Origin of the sequence: Thermovibrio sp. (assembly GCA_015488335.1) — a bacterium.
Classification (GTDB): Bacteria; Aquificota; Aquificia; order Desulfurobacteriales; family Desulfurobacteriaceae; genus Balnearium.
On the sequence record WFNZ01000004.1, the window covers coordinates 1 to 20,273 of the forward strand.

Annotated in this window: 20 protein-coding genes; 9 read left to right on the top strand and 11 right to left on the bottom strand. The window is 43.0% G+C overall.

Annotated features, from left to right (window positions below):
- The 3 genes from aspS to F8H35_RS00475 all read left to right on the top strand — a co-directional run.
- The coding region (gene aspS, locus F8H35_RS00465; RefSeq protein ID WP_472571612.1) for an aspartate--tRNA ligase at positions 1–960 on the top strand (960 nt) is incomplete at its 5' end.
- 52 nt (positions 961–1,012) lie between these two features.
- On the top strand, positions 1,013–1,234 hold the full coding sequence (locus F8H35_RS00470; protein ID WP_472571613.1) for a hypothetical protein: 222 nt from the start codon (positions 1,013–1,015) through the stop codon (positions 1,232–1,234).
- Positions 1,231–1,407, top strand: a complete 177-nt coding sequence (locus F8H35_RS00475) for a hypothetical protein (protein ID WP_472571614.1) — start codon at positions 1,231–1,233, stop codon at positions 1,405–1,407. Before F8H35_RS00470 ends, F8H35_RS00475 begins: the two co-directional genes overlap by 4 nt.
- A 36-nt stretch (positions 1,408–1,443) precedes the next feature.
- On the opposite strand, the gene F8H35_RS00480 is transcribed toward F8H35_RS00475, so the two are convergent.
- Complete coding sequence (locus tag F8H35_RS00480) at positions 1,444–1,941, bottom strand: ferritin-like domain-containing protein (protein WP_472571615.1); 498 nt, start codon at positions 1,939–1,941, stop codon at positions 1,444–1,446.
- A gap of 62 nt (positions 1,942–2,003) precedes the next feature.
- Complete coding sequence (locus F8H35_RS00485) at positions 2,004–2,636, bottom strand: phosphoribosylanthranilate isomerase (protein WP_472571616.1); 633 nt, start codon at positions 2,634–2,636, stop codon at positions 2,004–2,006.
- Between the two features lie 63 nt (positions 2,637–2,699).
- On the opposite strand from F8H35_RS00485, the gene F8H35_RS00490 reads away from it, so the two are divergent.
- From F8H35_RS00490 to glnD, 6 genes are read left to right on the top strand one after another with little or no spacing between them, the layout of a single operon-like run.
- Positions 2,700–4,304 (top strand): HD-GYP domain-containing protein, encoded by a 1,605-nt coding sequence (locus tag F8H35_RS00490; RefSeq protein ID WP_472571617.1) that lies wholly within the window; start codon positions 2,700–2,702, stop codon positions 4,302–4,304.
- 47 nt (positions 4,305–4,351) lie between these two features.
- Complete coding sequence (clpX, locus tag F8H35_RS00495) at positions 4,352–5,584, top strand: ATP-dependent Clp protease ATP-binding subunit ClpX (protein WP_472571618.1); 1,233 nt, start codon at positions 4,352–4,354, stop codon at positions 5,582–5,584.
- A 10-nt stretch (positions 5,585–5,594) separates the two neighbouring features.
- Positions 5,595–6,350 carry a triose-phosphate isomerase gene (tpiA, locus tag F8H35_RS00500; protein ID WP_472571619.1) on the top strand — a complete coding sequence of 252 codons (756 nt, stop codon included), beginning with the start codon at positions 5,595–5,597 and terminating at the stop codon, positions 6,348–6,350.
- Entirely contained in the window at positions 6,351–6,632 is a 282-nt protein-coding gene (secG, locus tag F8H35_RS00505; protein ID WP_472571620.1) for a preprotein translocase subunit SecG, read from the top strand. It begins immediately after the preceding gene.
- 10 nt (positions 6,633–6,642) lie between these two features.
- Positions 6,643–7,191: a phospholipase D family nuclease gene (locus tag F8H35_RS00510; RefSeq protein WP_472571621.1), complete on the top strand. Its 549-nt coding sequence runs from the start codon at positions 6,643–6,645 to the stop codon at positions 7,189–7,191.
- Positions 7,188–9,800, top strand: coding sequence for a [protein-PII] uridylyltransferase (glnD, locus tag F8H35_RS00515; RefSeq protein ID WP_472571622.1), 2,613 nt, complete (start codon positions 7,188–7,190; stop codon positions 9,798–9,800). The genes F8H35_RS00510 and glnD overlap by 4 nt, the downstream gene beginning before the upstream one ends.
- Here the strand turns inward: glnD and F8H35_RS00520 are convergent, their stop codons facing one another.
- The 9 genes from F8H35_RS00520 to F8H35_RS00560 form a co-directional block, all read right to left on the bottom strand.
- Positions 9,801–12,359: an ankyrin repeat domain-containing protein gene (locus F8H35_RS00520; RefSeq protein WP_472571623.1), complete on the bottom strand. Its 2,559-nt coding sequence runs from the start codon at positions 12,357–12,359 to the stop codon at positions 9,801–9,803.
- 14 nt (positions 12,360–12,373) lie between these two features.
- Positions 12,374–13,288: a CsgG/HfaB family protein gene (locus tag F8H35_RS00525; RefSeq protein WP_472571624.1), complete on the bottom strand. Its 915-nt coding sequence runs from the start codon at positions 13,286–13,288 to the stop codon at positions 12,374–12,376.
- A 129-nt stretch (positions 13,289–13,417) separates the two neighbouring features.
- Positions 13,418–13,834: a curli assembly protein CsgF gene (locus F8H35_RS00530; protein WP_472571625.1), complete on the bottom strand. Its 417-nt coding sequence runs from the start codon at positions 13,832–13,834 to the stop codon at positions 13,418–13,420.
- Positions 13,835–13,843: 9 nt separating this feature from the next.
- Positions 13,844–14,164, bottom strand: coding sequence for a CsgE family curli-type amyloid fiber assembly protein (locus F8H35_RS00535; RefSeq protein WP_472571626.1), 321 nt, complete (start codon positions 14,162–14,164; stop codon positions 13,844–13,846).
- Positions 14,165–14,261: 97 nt separating this feature from the next.
- Positions 14,262–16,136, bottom strand: coding sequence for a hypothetical protein (locus F8H35_RS00540; RefSeq protein ID WP_472571627.1), 1,875 nt, complete (start codon positions 16,134–16,136; stop codon positions 14,262–14,264).
- Positions 16,137–16,409: 273 nt separating this feature from the next.
- A complete protein-coding gene (locus F8H35_RS00545; RefSeq protein ID WP_472571628.1) occupies positions 16,410–17,444 on the bottom strand; it encodes a hypothetical protein in 1,035 nt (344 codons plus the stop codon).
- Entirely contained in the window at positions 17,438–18,937 is a 1,500-nt protein-coding gene (locus tag F8H35_RS00550; protein ID WP_472571629.1) for an SPOR domain-containing protein, read from the bottom strand. Before F8H35_RS00550 ends, F8H35_RS00545 begins: the two co-directional genes overlap by 7 nt.
- Positions 18,930–19,565, bottom strand: a complete 636-nt coding sequence (locus F8H35_RS00555) for a helix-turn-helix transcriptional regulator (RefSeq protein ID WP_472571630.1) — start codon at positions 19,563–19,565, stop codon at positions 18,930–18,932. Before F8H35_RS00555 ends, F8H35_RS00550 begins: the two co-directional genes overlap by 8 nt.
- On the bottom strand, positions 19,559–20,239 hold the full coding sequence (locus F8H35_RS00560) for a porin family protein (RefSeq protein WP_472571631.1): 681 nt from the start codon (positions 20,237–20,239) through the stop codon (positions 19,559–19,561). The genes F8H35_RS00555 and F8H35_RS00560 overlap by 7 nt, the downstream gene beginning before the upstream one ends.
- Between the last annotated feature and the right edge of the window lie 34 nt (positions 20,240–20,273).

The following is a 20,273-nucleotide window of genomic DNA, read 5'->3' on the forward strand; positions in this document are numbered from 1 at the left end:
GTTATGAGCTACGATGAGGCTATGGCACGCTTTGGAACAGACAGGCCCGATACCCGCTTCGGCCTTGAGCTGAAGGAGATAACAGACATAGCCAAGGAGTGCGGTTTTAAGGTTTTCAGAACCGTTGCAGAAAAAGGTGGAATTGTAAAGGCCATAAACTTTAAAGGGGGAGCAAAGCTTTCAAGGAAGGAGATAGACGACTTAACAAAGTTTGTTGGAATTTACGGTGCAAAAGGCCTTGCCTGGATTAAGGTTCTTCCAGACGGCCTCCAGTCTCCAATCGTTAAGTTCTTCACAGAAGGGGAGATGAACAGGATTCTTGAAAGGCTTGAGGCTGAACCCGGGGACATCCTCTTCTTCGTTGCAGACAAGCCAGACGTTGTTAACGCGGCACTCTCTAACCTGAGGCTTAAGTTAGGGAAGATGGCAGGCCTTATAGATGAGAGCAAGGTGAACGTTTTGTGGGTTGTTGACTTTCCCATGTTTGAGTGGAACGAGGACGAGAACAGGTGGGAAGCACTCCACCATCCGTTTACAAGCCCCAAAGAGGAAGACGTTGAGAAGCTCCTTGAAGACCCGGGAAGCGTTAGGGCAAGGGCTTACGATATGGTCTTAAACGGCGTTGAGATAGGCGGAGGAAGTATCCGTATCCACAGGGAGGACATTCAGGAGAAGGTCTTTAAGGTTATTGGCCTTTCAGACGAGGAAGCAAAAGAGAGGTTTGGATTCCTGTTAGAGGCCTTGAAATTCGGAGCTCCCCCCCACGGCGGAATGGCCTTTGGACTTGATAGGCTTTGTGCGATTATGAGAGGTGAGGAATCAATAAGGGATGTTATTGCCTTCCCTAAAACCCAGAGAGGCCAGTGTTTACTTACGGGAGCTCCCGATACCGTAAGGCCGGAGCAGTTAGAGGAGCTCCACATAGAGGTAAACCTTTCCGAGGAAGAGAAGAACGATTGAATACTTAAATAGGCGGGATTAGGTTAATTAGTGAACCCTATAAGAGGTTGAGATGAAACGCCTGATCCCGCTGTTTTTATCTGGAATTCTTCTCTTTCCTCTCTCCTCCTTTGCCGGGGAGACAATTTTAAACCTGCCGGGAGTAGGAAAGGTCATTTCTAACCCGGTAAGGAGAACACTAACCTTCATATCAGACGGAACGCCAATGGAGTTTTCCGTTTGCTGGAACTCGCTCCACTGGAACGCCTCCCGCGGCCTCTACGTTGGGGTATGAAGTGCGTTCAGGGAGAGGTTGGAGGCTGGGCAAAGCCTGAGTTTAAGAAGAAAAAGAAAACTATAAAAGAGCCCCACTACAGAACCTTTATCGTTACCATCGGAAGGTATAAGAAAATAGCTTCGGCTATCTGCAGGGAGAACGACGGGCAGATAGGCTGCGTCAAGTTTTAGGAAGATGAGGAAGGGGGAGGGAGCTCCCTCTCCCCGTTACTTTAGAAACTCCATGTTCATTAGGTCTTCAAGGAGTCCCTGAAGGTCCTCCTCGTGCTCCATCTCGTCTGTCATAATCTGAAGGGCAATGTTGTAGGTAACCGGGTCTATCTCCTTTGTGTAGTCAATAATCTTGTGGTAAACGTCAATTGCACACCTTTCACCCTTGATGTTCTGTTCCAATATGTTTTTAACAAACGGGTTTTCCGGAGCGTCGTAACCGCAGTTTGTAAGGTCAAACCAGAGTTTTGGCGTTAAAACCGGCGTTCCTCCAAGCTCTAAGATCCTCATTGCCAGCATGTCGGCGTGGCGGAGTTCATCCTGAGCGTGTTGGACAAGCTCTGCAGCAACGGCAGATTTCATGGGTCCTTTAACTACCTTTGAGCCAATCCAGTACTGGTAGTAGGCCAGCCACTCGTCTGATAGGGCTCTGTTTAAGAGCTCAACGATTTTGTCTGCGTGTTCTCCAACAAGTTCCCTCGCTTTTGTTCCCATAGTTCCCTCCAGAGTGGTTTCTATTCTCAAAAATAGTGCAGTTGAAAACTAATTTCAACTAATCAGAAGGTACATTTTGCATTTCTAATGAAGACTTCTACTTTATCCCTGTCCTTTATTCCTGGTTCAGTTTCAACTCCGCTGCTAACGTCAATGGCGTAAGGCTTAACGGTTCTAACTGCCTTTTCAACGTTTTCAGGGTTAAGGCCACCGGAAAGGATTAGAGGAATTTCCGGGAAGGTTTCTTTAACCTTTATCGCTATTTCCCAGTTAAAAGGCTTTCCTGTTCCGCCGTAAACTTTTGAGTCGTAAGTGTCTAAAAGTATGGCTCTTATCTTTCCAATGTAGGGTTTTATCTTTTCAATTTCTTCTTCTGTTTTCAGCCTAAAAACTTTTATAACTCTGTTTGCTCCAATGTACTCACACTCTTGAGGAGTTTCATCTCCGTGAAGCTGTGCAAAGTCTAAGTGAGCATAGCTCAGTATCTCAAGAACGTCCCTCGGGTCTTCGTTCACAAACACTCCAACCTTTGTAATAAACGGTGGTAGCTGAGAGGTTATCTTTCTTACCTCTTTTGCCTTTATGAACCGCTTGCTCTTTGGGTAAAGAATAAAGCCAACGGCGTCTGCTCCCTTTTGGCATACGAAAAGAGCATCCTCAAGTCTTGTTATTCCGCACACCTTTACCTTCACCACCTTGTTCCTCCTGAAATTGTTTAGAATTATGTTTTAGTCAAAATTATTAATTGAACGTTGGCGATGGAAAGGATTATAGAACAGTTAACAGCTGTATGCGGGAGGAATAAGCTTTTTGCCTTCCTAAACGCTTCTACTGCCGTTTTTCTCGCGCTTATTTTCTACGTTCAACTTACGGTTGCCCTTATTTCTTCAAACATTTCAACCTCTCAGTTCTTGATACTTTTAACTGCTTACTACTCAGTGCCGGGAACCTTTCAGCTCCTTGTTTCTTACCTTATCTATAGGTTCTGCGACAACAGGATTGCCCTTCTCTCTTTCGGAGCTCCCATCCTTGCCTCTCTCCTCAACTTTTTCCTTTCCCCTCCCGTCGTTTTTATAAGCGAAGCTTATTTCCTGATGGTAAACTTCCTATATACCGTTTTTTACGGATGGAGGAGGGAGCTCCTCTTTATCTATACTGCTTTCATATTCTCTTTGATCCTATCGTCTCCGTTTAGTTCTTTTAATAAGATTTTTTACCTGATTACGCTGATTTTTGTTCTTGCGTTTTCTACCATTTCAGGAATTGCCTTCAATATTTTCTTAAGGCTTTTGGAAATTAATCACTACTTAGATGCTGTTTCTCCTTTTGAACTGAAGCAGGAACTTGAAAGACTCTTTAAAAAATTTTTCCCTTACCAGAAATTGACTCCTGATTCGGTATTTAAGAAAAGGAGAGTTGAAGGTCTGAAGAATCCTGTTGTTTCAATTCCGCTAAATCACTTTTTGCACAAGGTTTCTGAGAAAATGAAGCTCCTTGAAGAGATTGAGAGGAAAGAGAGAAGGGAAAGGGAGATAATAGAGCTCCTCTCAATTGTTGAAGAGCTAAAAGACCCTTATACGAGAGGACATTCTCAGAACGTTGCTTCTTACTCAGAGGCGATAGCTAAAAAAATGGGACTGAGAGAAGATGAAGTAAAAACACTGAGAATGGCTGCTCTTCTTCACGATATTGGAAAACTTAGCGTTCCAGACTGGGTTTTGATAAAGCCTTCTTCCCTTTCCGATGAAGAGTTTAAGCTTATAAAACTCCATACTGTTCTGGGAGAGAGGATACTCAGCCGAATTGAGGGATTTGAAGAAGTGGCCAAAGTAGTTAGGCATCATCACGAAAAGATTGACGGTTCTGGTTACCCCGACGGCCTTAAGGGTGAGGAGATACCCCTTCTATCTCGGATAATCTCTGTTGCAGATATCTACGATGCCCTCACCTCCGATAGACCTTACAGAAAAGCCCTTACCCCAGAAGAGGCTATTAAAATTATGGAAGAACTGCCTTTAGATGAAGAAGTTTTTAGAGTTGCCAGAAAAGTCCTTCCCGGTTTAAAGCGAACTGCGTTTCCCGTTCTCTACCCTGAGCTTGAGGAACTTGACCGATATAAGAAAACTTACGTTAAAAGAAACTTCACAAAGGGTAACTACTCTTCTGATTTCTGCATCTTTTTGATTAGATTCAAGAATGAGGAGACGCTTCTCTCTTTTCTCGATCAGATCTTAAACATTCCGGCAGATTACGTTGCCACATTTCCCATTAATTCAACGTCTCAAATTCTGGTGTGTAGCCGTGAGGCCGAAAAACACCTTATTCCCCTTCTTAGTGCAGCTGAAATTGAAAGAATTGTCTAACCTCTCCTATATTAGAACCTGACAAATTCACTTCAAAAGGAGAAGTAATGTTTGAGACAACTATTCCGGAAAGGAGATGTTCTTTCTGTGGCAAGACGCAGTCGGAAGTTGAGGCTTTAATAACGGGACCTAAAGGGGTTGCCATCTGTAATTTCTGTGTTGATGAGTGTTACAAGATGCTCCACGAAAAGGAAGAGAAGAAGGGAGCTCCCGTCAAAGTAGAGAAGCTCCCAACTCCAAAAGAGATTAAGGAGTTCTTAGACCAGTACGTAATCGGCCAGGAGGAAGCTAAAAAGGTTCTTTCTGTTGCTGTTTACAACCACTACAAGAGGATAATGTCTGGCGGAAACGTTGACGACGTTGAGCTTGAAAAGAGCAACATTCTGTTAATAGGGCCAACAGGTTCCGGAAAAACGCTCCTTGCAAGGTCTCTGGCAAAGCTATTAGACGTTCCCTTTGCCATTGCCGACGCAACAACCCTAACTGAAGCCGGATACGTTGGAGAGGACGTTGAGAACATCCTTTTAAGGCTCATCCAGGCTGCCGACTACGATATAGAGAAGGCCGAGAGGGGAATCATCTATATAGACGAGATAGACAAGATAGCCAGAAAGAGCGAGAACCCGTCAATAACCAGAGACGTTTCAGGAGAGGGCGTTCAACAGGCACTCCTGAAAATACTTGAGGGAACAATTGCCAACGTTCCACCTCAGGGCGGAAGGAAACACCCCCACCAGCAGTACATCCAGATTGATACTTCAAACATTCTTTTCATCTGCGGCGGTGCCTTTGTAGGACTTGAGGACATTATCGCAAGGAGAATCGGCAAGGGAGCGATGGGATTCACCGCCGACGTTGATAAGAAAAAGATGGAGAGAGATGAGCTCCTCAAACACGTTGAGCCAGACGATTTGGTTAAGTTCGGTCTAATTCCTGAACTCATCGGCAGGCTTCCCGTTGTTGCAACCCTTAAAGAGCTTACAGAAGAAGACCTCGTTAGAGTTCTTACAGAGCCAAAGAACGCTTTAGTTAAGCAGTACAAGAAGATGCTTGAGCTTGAGGGAGTTGAGCTTGAGTTTACAGAAGACGCCCTGAGGGAAATTGCCCGGGAAGCCATAAGGAGAAAAACAGGAGCAAGGGGCTTAAGGGCTATAATGGAGAAGCTCATGACTGACGTTATGTTTGAAGTTCCTACAAGGAAGGATATAAAGAGGGTTATAATTGACGCTGAATCTGTAAAAACCGGTAAACCTAAATACGAGTTAACAAAAGCTTCTTAAGGGGGATAGGTTGAGAAGGCTCTTAATTGCCGGAAACTGGAAGATGCACAAAACGGTTCCAGAAGCCCTTGAGCTGGTTAGAGAGCTTAAAAGCCTGGTTTCTAACGTTACAGATAGGGACATTCTGATCTGCCCGCCCTTTACAGCTCTCTACGCCGTTGGAAAAGAGCTTGAAGGTAGCAACATAGCCCTCGGTGGCCAGAACATGTTTTACGAGGAGCAGGGGGCGTTTACCGGGGAGATTTCTCCCTTAATGCTGAAAGACGTTGGCTGTTCTTACGTTATCCTCGGCCACTCAGAGAGGCGCCACATTTTCGGTGAAACCGACGAGCTTATAAATAAAAAAGTCCTCTCTGCGGCATCTCACGACCTTACTCCAATCCTCTGCGTCGGTGAAACTTTAGAGGAGAGGGAAAAAGGCGAGACAGAAAAGGTTGTTGAAAGGCAGGTCAGGGAAGGGCTTAAAGGATTCAATCCCGAAAACGACCTTGTTATAGCCTACGAGCCCGTTTGGGCGATAGGAACAGGGAAAACTGCAACTCCAGAGCTTGCTCAGGAGGTTCACAGCTTTATAAGAGGTATTCTCTCAGACCTTTTTGGTGAGGAGAAGGCAGGTAAAACGAGAATTCTCTACGGTGGAAGCGTGAAGCCGGAAAACGCCAAAGGTCTTCTTGAGATGGCCGATATAGACGGAGCTCTCGTCGGCGGTGCCAGTTTAAAGGCCGGGAGTTTTGCGAAAATAGTGAAATTTGATGCGGAGGAATAGATGTTTATGTTTCTTCTCATAGTTCAAGCGATTCTTGCCCTTCTTCTTATTCTGGTTGTAATTATTCAGCCGGGGCAGAGTGAAGGCGGCGTTGCAATGATGGGAGGAAGTGCTACCGGTTCGGCCTTCGGAGCAGAAACAGGTTCGGTTCTTACAAAGACAACGGCAATTTTAGGAGCCCTCTTCCTCTTAAATTCTCTCCTTCTCTCTGTTGTCGGTTCAAAGTTTATGGGACAGACCTCTGTTGTTGAGAAAGTTGTAAAGGAGAAAAAGGTCAAGTAGAGGGGGAAACTTGAGATTAAGGCTATTTCTTCTTATTCTGTTTCTCTTTCTCTTACCCTACAGCTGTAGAACTCCTCAACCTCAAGAGCAGGTTCCAAGGGGAGAAATAGAGACAACTGCATACTTCTCTCCAAGGGGCGGATGTGAAGAAGCGGTGATAGACCTTATAAACCACTCTAAAAGGACAATAGACATTGCTATCTACTCCTTCACAGACAGGAAAATAGCCAGAGCTCTTATTAAAGCCCACAACAGGGGAGTAAAAATCAGGGTAATAATAGACTACGGGAATGGTAAGTCCCGCTACTGTGTCGGTCCGCTCCTTGAAAAGGCAGGGATTCGGGTTCGTTATAAGAGGGGAAGCGGCGGTGGTCTGATGCACAACAAGTACGCCATCTACGATAGGAAAATTCTTTCTACAGGAAGTTTTAACTGGACTTCCAACGCAAACAAGAGAAACGATGAGAACTTAGTTGTCATAAAAAACGACACTCACCTGATAGAGCTTTACCAGAAAAACTTTAACAAGCTGTGGAAACTGGCGGAGCTGACCAATTGAGCCTTGAGACCTTAAAGGAGAAATTCTTTTCTCAGGTTGATAAGGCAAAAGAGGCCCATAACAAAAAAGAGCCGGGATTTGAGGTTGCAGAGAGGCTCAGAAAAGCTCTTGACAGCCTCTTAAAACCTGCCTTTAACCACTTTTTCGGAAACTGGGATATTCCCGTTGTCTTCTACGCTTTAGGCGGTTACGGCCGGGGAGAGCTTAACTTTCACTCAGATATTGACGTAAATCTCATATACTCGGGAAACCTTACAGAAAGTCATCTTTCGGACATTGAAGCTTTTTACTATTTTCTCCTCTCGCTGAACTACGATCTGGGTTTTGCTCCAAGGAGCATAGACGAGGCTATGGAGCTCTCCCAGAAAGACCTCTCAGTTTTTACAAACCTACTCCAGAGGAGATTCCTCTCTGGAAACAGAAAAGTTGATAAAGCTTTTTCTGAGCAATTTGCAGACTTTGTTAACAGAAATAGGAAAAATCTCGTTGAGGAGATACTCGCTTCCCGAAAAGATCGGTATAGAAGGTTTTACGGAACGGTTTACTATCAGGAACCCAACGTTAAGGAAAGTAAAGGTGGATTGAGAGACCTCCACGAGGCCTTCTGGATAGCCAAAATCGTTTACGGAATTGAGAACTATTCCGGATTTCTTGACAGGAAAATCCTTGACAGGCAGAACTTTAGAGATGTTATCTCAGCTTACGACTTCCTCCTTAAGGTGAGAAACCACCTTCACCTGCTTTCGGGGAGGAAGAGCGACATTCTCTCCTTTGAGATGCAGAGGGAAGTTGCCGTCTTTTTCGGCTTCCCGAAGGAGAGGAAAGGCGTTGAGCTCTTTATGAAAAACTACTTCAACTCTGCAATAGACCTTTCAGTTATAACCGGAGAAATAATAAAGAGCTCCCTTGAGGAGCTCTCCGACAGAACTTCGTCTCTATTTTCTTTTCTCCAGAGGGGTTCTGGAAAGGATTTTGGAGAGTTTTACGTAGAGAAGAGTACTCTTTTCGTTAAAGAGGAAGCTGAGGGGGAAGTTGTCAAAAATCCGAAGCTGGTTTTAAAGGGTTTTAAACTGATTCAAGAAATGGGTTTGGAGCTCTCCTCAACGGCCTTCTCCCTCTTTAAGATTGCTGCTGAAACCAGAAGGGAAGGTTTCAGGAGAAAAGAGGTTCTAAAAGAGTTTGGGGAGCTCCTTAAGAATCCCAAAAGACTTTCCTATGTTCTGGAAGTGATGCACGATACAAAAGTTTTAGGAGCTCTCCTTCCAGACTTTGAGAGGCTCAGAGGCCACTTCCAGTACGATACTTACCACAAGTTCACAACAGACATTCATTCAATCTTAACGGTAAGGGAACTTGAAAAACTTGAAGAGAGGGGAACTAACGAAACCTCTGTAAGGGAAAAACAGAAGCTTTCACAGATACTCCAGGATATAGAGAGCCCTCACACTCTCTACATAGCTGCCCTGTTCCACGATGTAGGGAAAGGAAAGAGAGGAAAGCACGAACTTGTAGGAGCAGGAATAGCGAAGCGTTACATGCTGGCAATGGGATTTTCCGATGAAGAGGCAGAGGAAGTTGCCTGGCTCGTCAGGAATCACCTTTTAATGTCTCACCTCGCCTTTAGGCGGGACATTACAGACCCTAAACTGATAGAGCAGTTTAAAGAGGAGTGCGGAACGGAAGAGAGGCTAAAGAAACTCTTTCTCCTTACCTATGCAGATATAAAAGCTGTTGGCCCCGGTGCCTGGGATAACTGGAAGAGTGCACTCCTGTGGCAGCTCTACAACTCAACCCTTGCTCTCTTCACGGAGAACAGAAGTGCAGAGGAGCTGATTGAGGAGAAGTTAAGAAGGAGAAGGGAGAAGGTGAAGGAGCTCCTCTCAGGAAAAATTAGACCCGAATCTGTAGACAGGTTCTTTGAAAACGCAGACAGGGACTACCTCATAACCTACCCTTCCGCAAAGATAGCAAAACACCTTTTAATGATGAAACGGATAAGGCAGGAAGGTAAGGATTACGAAATTGCCCATGAGAGCTTTTTAGACATTGGCTTTACAGAGCTCACAATAGTCACGAAGTATAGAAGGGGGCTCTTTAACAAAATTGCCGGGATTCTCTCCTACCTCGGCGTCAACATAAAAGGGGCAAACATAAACAGGGCGATAGAGGACGACTGTGACTGTATGGTTTACACAATTCAGGTTTCAACAGTTGCAGGAGAAGCCCTTTCCTGCGATAAGGTTGAAGAGATTGAGAAGATGATTTCGGATCTCTACGCCGGCAGTGTAAACGTTGAAGAATTAGGTCAACTATTAAGGCCAAAGACCTTCAGGAGGAACATTCCCCTTCCGGAGACAAAGGTTAAGATTGACAACAGGACTTCAGATAAGTTCACAATCGTTGAGGTTTCAACTGCCGACAGGCTTGGAGTTCTCTACACGATAACGAAAATACTCCTTGATTTCAACACAAGGCTCAGGAGAGCAATAATAAGTACCCAAGGAAATAGGGTGATTGATAGCTTTTACATAACAGATATAAACTATGAAAAAGTAACAGACACAAGAAAACTGGAGGAACTAAAGGAAAAGCTCCTTCAGGCTCTCTAACTATTCATCAGGAAGATACTTGGTAATAACTTTCAGAACTTTAAACTTCCTGTCCTCAACAGCTTCTTTTAGAGGACTTACCTTGCCTGAATCCTCGGCAAGAGGGTCTGCTCCTACCTTCAAAAATACTTCTGCAACCTCTGCTCCATTGCTAACAGCAGCGTAATGAAGAGGAGTTTTCTTGAGGAAATCTCTGGCATTAACGTTTGCTCCTGCCTTCAGAACCATTTTTGCTATCTTAAAAGCGTTATGAATACCGCAGTAGTGGGTTATTCTCTTTCCGTAATTATCAGTTGCTTCAAGGTTCGCTCCGTAGTCAGCAAGGAGGCGAGCCGCTTCTATCGCATCGTTCTTCGTAGTTAGACATAGAGGCGTCCTGCCAAACTCATCCTTAACATCAACAGGTAGTCCTACTTCCTCAACTAAAAACCTAATTGAATCAACGGCGTTGTAAAGGGCAGCTTCATGGAGAAGGGTTTTCTGGTGCTCTCCTCTATAGTTAAAGTCCACTCCAAGCCTCAAAAACTTATCAAGTACAGGAACAGTATTGTTCTTTACTGCCAGTTGTAAAGGAGTAACCTCTTCATTGTCAGGAAGGTTCACCCTGGCACCGGCGGAAAGCAGCATCTCTAAAATGTCTAAATGTTGTCCTTCAACGGCAAAGTGGAGAGCGGTTTTACCTTGATTATCCTGAACATTAACATCTGCTCCAAGGTTTATAAGACGCTCAACAGCCTCTTTTGCTCCTTTAACAACGGCGTAGTGAAGAGGTGTTCTGCCAAATTCATTCTTCTCTTCAATCTCCGCACCACTTTTGAAGAGGAGTTCCAGGATTTTAACGCTGTTGTTTGCAGTTGCATAGTGGATAGGCGTTCCCCCAAACTTGTCCCTGACCCTCACGTCTACTCCTGCTTCAATCAGCGCCTGAGCTGCATCCACAGCACCTGTGGTAGCAGCGTGGTGGAGAGGAGTCCTTCCATCGGTATCTCGAACTTCCTTATCAGCACCGCACCTTACCAGAGTTTTAACAGCTTCAGCAAAGTTTAAACCTACAGCGTAGTGTAGGGGGGGTAAGCCTTTCTCATCTTTAAGGTTCGGATTGGCACCGTGCTTGCAAAGGAGTTCTACAAAATCTGCTCTACCTTTTTCAACAGCATAGTGGAGGGGAGTTTTCCCTGTTTTATCCTGAACGTTAACATCTACCCTCTGTTCAATCAGGTAAGAGAGGGATTTTTCAGCCTCGTTAATAACGGCATAGTGGATGGGAGTCCTTCCAAAGTCGTTTTTCTCATTTACATCAACTCCCAGTTTTAGAAAGAGCTCTATGAGCCTAACGCTGTTGTTTGCAGCTGCATAGTGGAGTGGAATCCCTCCAAATTTGTCTCTTGCCCTTACATCAGCTCCCAACTCAAGGAGAACAGAAGATGCTTCAAAGGCATCCTTCATTGCGGCGTGGTGAAGAGGTGTTCTTCCCTCTCCGTCCCTCTCATTAACGTCAAAACCTAACCTTTCAACTAAAAACCTTACAACGTCTGCCTCGTTGAGGGAAGCTGCCTCGTGGAGAAGCCCTTTGCCTTTTAACGTTTCCCTGTCAATAACTGATAGGAAAAGCCTTAGAGCTTCAGTATTTCTGTTGGCTATGGCGTAGTGAACGGGAGTTTTCCCAAACTTGTCCATTTCCGAGACGAGAACTCCCCTCTTAAGGAGCTCCTCAACAATCTCTCCGTTCCCGGTTACAACGGCATAGTGGAGGGGAGTCTTCCCTAAGTTATCTTTAACGTTTAGCTCTGCCCCCAACTCAGCGAGCAGATTGAAGATGTCTTTCCTGCCAGTTTCAACGGCAAGGTGTATAGGATAAACACCCTCCCGCGTGGGAATGTTTTTCAGAAAGTGAAATTGCTTAACGAGAGCAGCGTTCCCCTCCTCTATGGCGTAGTGGAGAGCTGTTTTTCCAAAACTGTCCCGTGCATCAGGGGTTGCCCCTCTTTCAAGGAAGAGGTTAACAATGGAGATGTCCCCCTTCTCAACGGCATAGTGTAGAGGAGTCTTTCCTAAAGCATCCCCCCTGTCAACGTCTGCTCCCAAGTCTATCAGCTTAGCAGCCGTTTCAAGGTTTCCCTTTGAAACGGCGTAGTGTAGAGGTGTTCTTCCCTCTGCATCGGTAGAGTTAAAATCGCAACCGGCCTTTACCAAAAATTCAATGGCCTCAAGTTTACCTGCAGCCGCCGCGTAGTGTAGAGGCGTTCTCCCCTCTTTATCACCTCTGCACAGTTCAGCATTTGCAGAGGAGAGGAACTCCAGAATCTTCAGGTTCCCTGCAGCTGCGGCGTAGTGTGCAGGTGTTCTTCCCTTAACGTCGGGAACGTTCAAATCAAAACCGAGATTTCTAAAAACCTGCAGGCTGTTCAAAGCTCCCTTTTTAGCGGCAACGTGAACGGGGGTTACCCCTTTCTCATCAGAAACGTTTAGTGGAACTCCCCTTTCTATCAACTGTGATAGCTGGGAAATATCGTCTTTAGCAACAGCAGAGAAAATCAACTTAAACTGTTTATTTTCCATTTTCCCACCTGCCGTTATTTTTTCTTAACTTTATCGTCTTCAAACCAGACCACAAGACCTCTTTCCTGTCTTATCCTCTTTAAATACTCCCTTATTTCTTTTTCTGTAAAGTCCCTTCCAAGTATTTTTCTTAAGTTGTCCTCTTCTTCTTTAATCTGGTCAACTTTTGTCTTAAAGTATTCTTGAACAACTGGTGAGTAGACGTCCTTCGGGTTTTTCGGCTGCCAGTAACCTTTAGCTATACCTTCAATTATAAGAGCATATACAGCCTTTTCAATAGCTCCTTGAAGGGCATAGAGGGCAGGCTCGTTGGTAGTTACACCGCTTTCCAGTTCAAATAGTCTTTTCCATTTTACATATTTAAAAGCATTTACATCTACTTCCCGCGAAAGAATCGTTTTGGTTGCAGTTACGGTAAGGAGAACCTCTCCCGTCTTTGCAGCAACAGCCCTTAAGTAAACAGTTACTCTATCTCTCCTAAGCTTGGTTGAACCGCCAACACCAAAGTAGCGAGCTCCAAACCCTCCCGTTACCACGTCTGTGTCATACCCTATTATACCTCCTGTAAGTATTATAGGGGCAAACTTGAGAGGTGGTAGCACATCTCCTTTCGGCTGTAGCCCTTTCTTCCTCAGCTCCTGCTCTATGGCGTTCCTTATTATTCTCCTTTCAGTTAGAACGTCTGCAAGATTTTCCCTCTCAAGGGGTAGAAACCAGCCGCTGTCGTAGCAGGCTTTAATCAGTATTGATGCAGCACCCTGAGTTACGGCAGTGGAAAAGGTGCTTATATTGTTGTAAACCTTATACTGACCGGTTTTATCCCTGAAGTTATATATGGCCACAGGAATCACTTCTTTAGGTGGAGGGAGAAACTCTAAGAGACTGTGAACGGGAGGCTCCTCGTCTGTTTTAGGAGGCTGAACAGTCATAGGAATGTGGGTTTTTGGGGGTGTTGTATAGGTACAGCTAGAAACTACAAGAGAACAAAATAATACCCCCAGAAACTGGCGCAAATAGGCCATTTATCCTTCTCCTTGGTTATTTTGCAATGCATTATACTATTTGTACATTGGCACTTCAACTGTAGTTTCATTGCCTGTAGTTGTATCTATCAAATGAACTTGTATTTCCGTTTCTGATGGTATAACTTGAATTTGGAAATTGCCTATTTCATAAGTTCCGGGATTTAGCTGTTCTTCTCCAAAAGCTGCATTTGCAATTTTAGAAGCAAGTTTGCTTAAAATTAAGTACTGTAATCTGTTTTTGAAATCCTCCAGAGCTGATGTTTTAGGGATCGGCTTTGAAGGTGCATGGTAAATGTTCTGGGCATCGGCCTCGGACTTGAAAGCATAGAAATAATTAGGGTCTCCTCCAAAAGCTGGTATGAGAAACTTATAAGTCAAAGTAGACGCAGAAACAGCGGTACTGAGTGTTAATGCACTTATTAAGAAAGTTATGATTTTTCCCCTTTTCATTCTGCCCCCTTACATCTGATTCTCAAGGCTTTTAATTCTCAGAAAATCGGATAACAGAAACTTTAAAACACGTTTTGATGCTGATACCGCATATCTCTGCATATCAAAGTCGGCAGTAGTAGGTTTAAGTAAGTTCACATAAACAATCCTATTATAGATATTATCACCTACAGATACAACTATCCAGCTCTGTTTAAAAGATGGTTTTTCTTCCTTGATAATTATGAAATATCCATCAATCCCTTTAGGTGGTTTCCAGACTTCCGTAAAAGTTTTGTAAAACCTATGTCCCCAGGGGGTTTTCGTATGGTCAACAATTAGATAACCCACTTCTGACTGTGGTTTGGCAGGAAGGGAAAAAATTAGAACAATAAAACAAATGAAAAAAAGGGGGGCTACCCCCCCCTTCTGTAGTTTTAACAAACTCTTAGTAAACCTTGACATATGATGCACCTTCAGCTCCAGCCTTCTGTGTAATAGCAATTGTATTACCGCTGGATGTGATGTCAATATCAGCATAGACGCTAGCACCGGAGCTTGTCTGGTAGAGCTTGAGTGTATTGTTAGAGCCGGTAACGTCAATATCAGCGTATGCAGACGTGCTGGCATTCTGGTAAACATCAACTTCGTTGTTGTTTACGCTGCTGCCGGAAGAACCAATGTCAAGGTAGAAGTCAGCCGTTGTTCCAGCAACTTGCTTGAGAGCTACAGTATTTTGATCTCCGTAGATGTGAGCTTTGAGTGTTGCATTATCTCCAGCTTCCTGAACAAGACCGGCATCGTAGTTAGCTGCAAGTCCGTTAGCGTCAGAACCTACATCAATTCCACCCATGGAGTTGTTGCTTCCGTTCATAACAACTTCAAAGTCAACAGCACCGTTTGTAGACTTAACGTCGTTAACTTTGAGCTTGTTGGAATCTCCATTCTCCTGTGTTACGTCAATTGTAACCTTATTCTTAGCGCTTATCTCATCAGCTACGATGAACTCACTGTTTGAAGAGCTCTGGTCGACTGTGATATCTACAGCGTCGTCAGATGAAGTAACCTTGTTGATGTCTACCTTATCAGATGCTGCAGACTGGGTAATGTTCATTGTTACATCTTTTTCAGCAGTAACTGTATCCATGCTTACGGTATCACTGGAACCGCTCTGGGTGAATGTGAGCTGAGCCTTACCTGAGTTGGAAGTTACAGTATCAAGGTCAATAGAGTCTAAGCCTCCAGACTGTGTAGCGTTTATTGTTACGTCGTCATTAGCTTTAACCTGGGTATCTACTTTGAATGAATCGTTTCCGCCTGTCTGGATGATATCAGCACTTACATCAGCAGAATCTGAAGTAAGGTTTGCTATATCAACAACGTTGCTGCCGTTTTCCTGGTTAACTTTGAAGGTAACTGTACCAGCTGAAGCATCTATTGCATCTACGTGAACCTGGTTGGAGTCTCCAGACTGGTCTATAGCTACTGTTGTATTATCTGCTGAATCTACATCGTGCATGAGAACTGTGTTGCTTCCACCATCCTGTGTAAGAGTATCGTCGCTGTAACCTTCTATTGTAAGCTTTCCACCAACATTAAAGTCGGAAAGAGTAACTACGTTGGAATCTCCTGTCTGCTGGGTGATTTTTGCCTCAAGGCTACCAGCTTTAACAGGAACAGTATCATCACCTAATGTTATCTTGTTGCTGGCACCTCCGCTTTGATTTATGGTAAAGTCCATGTTACCGCTTGTTGTTTCTACATAGTTAAGATTCAGTGTGCCGCCATCTTGCTGTGTTACATTTCCAGTCATTGCAGCTGCTGACTTAACGTAGCCAACGTTTATTGTGTTAGCACCAGCATTTTGTGTTACTGCAAGGTTGATGTCACCTGCTGCGTCAATCTCCCCTTTCTTGCTTCCGCCACCGTCTTGAGAGGTAAGGTTAACAGATTTTACGTTAATAGCATCGCTTCCATCTTGATTGAGTTTGAAATCAATGTTGTAGTCGTTAGAGCCGTCGTTTGCAGTCATTTTGAGGTATTCTTTTGAGCCGTTAACAATGTTTCCTACGTTGTTGTTACCTCCTGTCATTGAACCTTCAAGGATTACATCTTTACCGGTTTGTTGGATGAGGAGAATGTTGTTGTCACCGCCGATTTCAAACTGTTCTGATCCATCCTTCTGCTTTACAAACTGGGCTTGTCCTGAAGCATTCTGCTGAACATCAACTACTGAGTTATCAGCGTGTGCAGCTCCTGCAAAAGCCACACTACCTACTGCAAGTAGACCGAGAGTTGCTTTGAGATGTTTCCTGATACCCATGGCACCTCCTCCTTTAGTTTGTTTTCCAGGCTTTTTGCCATTCACTTACAATCATAAGAAGGAAAGCCTTGTTTGTGAATATGCTTAAAGTTTGTTTTTTATGTCATTTTTTGTTTAAAACTATTATTTTGAACCTTAGTTTAAGGAATTTTTAAACCTTATTCAATTTTTATTTCTTAATACTGCCTTTCTGTCGCTTAAAGATTATAGTAATGATTATCAGTTCGTCAACTGATTTTGGCTAATACAACCGCTTCTTAAGGAAGGCAGAAATTAATGATAGTGATTACTAATAACAAAACCCATAGCTCTGTAGAATTCCTCCGCGGCCTTTAAAAACGATTTTCTCCTTCTTGAAGCAACAAACAGCTCAGCCCACTCCTTCCCTTCTCTGCACTGTTTAAGAGCCTCTGAGTAGGGAATCCTGGAAATATTTAGAGAATCTGGGATAAGGAGTTTTCCCTTGTAATTTGGGGAGTAGTACTCCCTCTTTTTAAGAACTCTACGGTACCCCTGAGTATCTTTTGACAGCTTGTAGAACTCAGCTGCCGTTTTGTAAAGCTGCTCTTTCTTTCTGAAGATCTCCGCTTTCCTCTTTACAAACTCTTCCGGCGTTCTTGCCTCTTCCGCAACGCAGCCTGCCGACCTGTCGGCTTCTTTCTCAAGGAGAGACGCTATCTCCTCAGACCCTCTTAAGTTTCCCTCTTTGTAGATGGAGTAGAAAGTATTAAGAGCTTCTCTTCTATTTCCGAGCTTGTAGAGTGAAAGGCCGGCCATAAACTTTGCCCTTTCAAACCCGTAACGTATGGCAATGTGGTAGTAGTAGAGCGCCGCATCGTAAAAACCGGAGTTAAAAAAGTAATCGCCTAAATACTGGTAAACAATAGGGTAATTTTTAGCAATTTTGTTGAGTTCCTTGAGCTGAGCACCCGAGATATACCGGGTTGTTCTGAAAAACTTGTCTGTAATGTGTCCGTTCTTGAGGTCTTCAAAATACCAGTAGGCCGCTTTTTTCCTGTCTCCTATTGCCTCGTAGGCCTTACCAAGGTAGTAAGCTGCCTTTTTAAAGCCCTTTCTGTAAGCTCTCATCAGGTAAGGAATTGCTCTCTCTGGCTTCCCCTCAGAAAGGAGAATATACCCAAGACAGAAATCACCTTCCTTAAAGCCTTTTTCTGATAAAGTCTTTGCCCGTTTCTCTAAAGCAGTTACATCTCCCGGCAGCTTTCCCTTAAGACAAGCAGAAAACTGATAGGAGAGACAGGAGGACATCAACGGGATAAACGCTAACAGGAGAACTCTCTTTACCATTTTCCTCTGATGTTAAAACCGCCTGCGCCTTTTACGCTTTTATCGTTAAATAGAGTTCCGGGAATAAAAAATCCACCGTAGAGCTGGAGCTCAAAATTTTTTATCGTCATCCTGTAGTAGCTTCCCAGACTCAGTCCCATAAATCCTTTATCTTTAAAGCGGTAGTAGTTATCGCTCATTATAGAGCTATTACCGTTCAGCCTGTAATAGTTAATGGAAAAACCGAGGGCTTTCTTGAATACCTTCAGTGAAACCTTCTGAACGTTCAGCGGGTCTACAACCATTAGATAGTCCGTTCCCCTCTCCGTATAAATGTGTCCTTTTGACGAGAGGGGTAAAGGTAAGTCCTTGTCAGAGGAAAAACTCAGTTTCAAGTTCAAGCCGCTCCAGGTTTTGTACTCTGCACTTAAATCTAACAGGTATCCTCCTCTGTTTGAAGTTAATAGAGAAAATAAGGAATTTCTATAGTTGATGGAACCAGACAACCAGGTTCTGCTTTTAAAAGGATAGAAATCTACGTTCCTTTTGACCAAGTTTTCAAAGAAGACAGAGCCCGAAAGGCTCAAATGGGGAAGAAATTTATAGTTTCCGTAAAACGATGTGAATACTAAATCCCTTAAACTGGTGTCGTTATATCCGTTCTCCAGTCCGAAGCCCGCTACGAAGTTCCCGCTGAAAGGGAACAGGGACCAAGATAAGGAAACAGCAGGGTTAGATGCATTCTCGTAGATAGTGTTTCTCTGGAGTATCCCCAGCTGCACGGTAAGGATATTTGTATTATCTAACTCCCTCTTGAAGAGTATAAGAGATGGAACATAGAGTTTTAAATCGGTTTTTTCTTTCTTCTCAATGGAAATTCCAGCTGAATACTTCTGACGCTTAAAATAAAACGCTGTTCTGTAAAGTTTATATCTACCGTATAAGGGATTAACAGCAAATATGTCTAAGTTAAACTCAGTAGACGGCTTTTTATAGACTCTTGTTTGAGGAAATTTAAAAGGTGTAAACTCAGGCGATGTTGTATTAAAAGAAAAATAGTAACGTTTAGCTAACCTTTCAAAATTAATACCGTTCTCATTTCTCAAGTTTAGAGGTTTTTTTTTATAGTGATTGAGTTTACGGCTGAAAACTCCTCTTTCTTTCCCTTTAGCCTTTTGTTTTCCAACTATCGGTAGAACCCAACGGGAAGGTAATCTATAACACGTTCTCAGGAGAGCTTCGGGAAACAGTTTCTTAAGAATCCTGTAGTACTCCTCTGCCTCATCCTTACTTTTCCAAAAACCTACCCTAATAGTGTAGTAACTGCCTATTTTCTCTATTCTTTTATCAGGTACTCCCCTTAGCAGGTAAAACTTCTTCTCAAGCTTCCTGTTCAACTTCGGAGAGGAAAGCACCTGGACGCAGTAGTATCTCTCATTTTGCGATAGAGCCGTATTTACCAGTGTAGCTTGAACTATCAGCGCGGTTAATGCAAACTTTCTAAGACTAAACATTGATAGGAACAGACTCCTTCAGGAGAATTAATTTAAGGAGCTTTTTAAACCTGTAAAAACTTAACACTATGTCTATTCTATTCCGGCGCTTTATCTTTTTAAGAATGGAGTTTATATGATGTTTTACTGTTTGTTCAGATACGTTTAACTTCCTCCCAATTTCTTTATTTGTTAATCCGTTAAGTAAATAGTACACAATGCAAAGCTCTTTTAATGTTAAAGAGGAAACTGCCACATCATAATTTATAAGTTTTTCTATAGTTGTCCTTCTTATCCAGAGTTCCCCTTTATTTACAACTTTTATGCATTTCTCAAGGTATTCTAACGGCATATTCTTGTATATAATCCCTTTTATTGGCAGTAAATTAAGAAGAACTATCAGTTCTTCTTCTTCAAAATCAAAGTCTAATATTAGAAGCTTTTTTTTCTGTTCTATTATTTCTAGAACTTCCGTATGGTCAGAATCTATGTAATTATATCCTATAATAAGAATATCTGCTTCTTTCCAACTTTCAGTAAGAACTACTGTATTGGACAAATTTGCATTTATATAGGTTTTTAGAAGATCTTTAATAAACTTATTCTCTAAAAGCAAAGATAATTTAACTTCTTTTTCAGTTTCTACCATATCACCCCTGCCTTAAAGAAGTATCCCCTCGTCGTAAAGTCTGAATCTGTACTATTTCGGTCTCTTATCTGGAATTTCTCATACCTGTAGCCCGTACTCAGATAAATTTGACTATTAATATAGTACTTTATTCCCGTCACGAAAATCTTTTTTTTCTGTTCTGTAAAACTTAATCCGTCAAAATTTGTGAATAAACTTAGGTTGTACTTCGGCTGGAACTCAAAGTATAAATGAAATGCAGGAACAAAAGTTGATACATTTTCATTCTCTAAACTTTGGTATTTCTCGTTTTTTATTTCTAATGTTGAATCAAAAAAATCCGTAGTGATACCTAACTCCGCTTTGAAAAAGTCGTTGTTAAAGAAATTTATTGGCTGATAGTAGAAGGTTAGAGAAAAGTTCTCAACGTCCCATTTTGAAGATACGGATTCTCCCTTTTTTACTTTAAGGTCTTTATATTGAAAATCTTGAGAAGCCTCCCCTGAGCCATGAAAGTGTAGCTTTGAAAAAGATATCCTGACATCCGGGATTAAAGGAAGATTCTCGGCCGAATAGTTTAATAACAAGCAACTATTAGCAGATAAATGTATATCCTTATCAATGTCTATGCGCATCGGGTAGTTTGTATCTTTTACATATCCTGAAGGGTTAAGAGTGCAGGTTCCGACTTCCACATTATCAAGTATAAAAGCATTAGAGGTAAAGGGA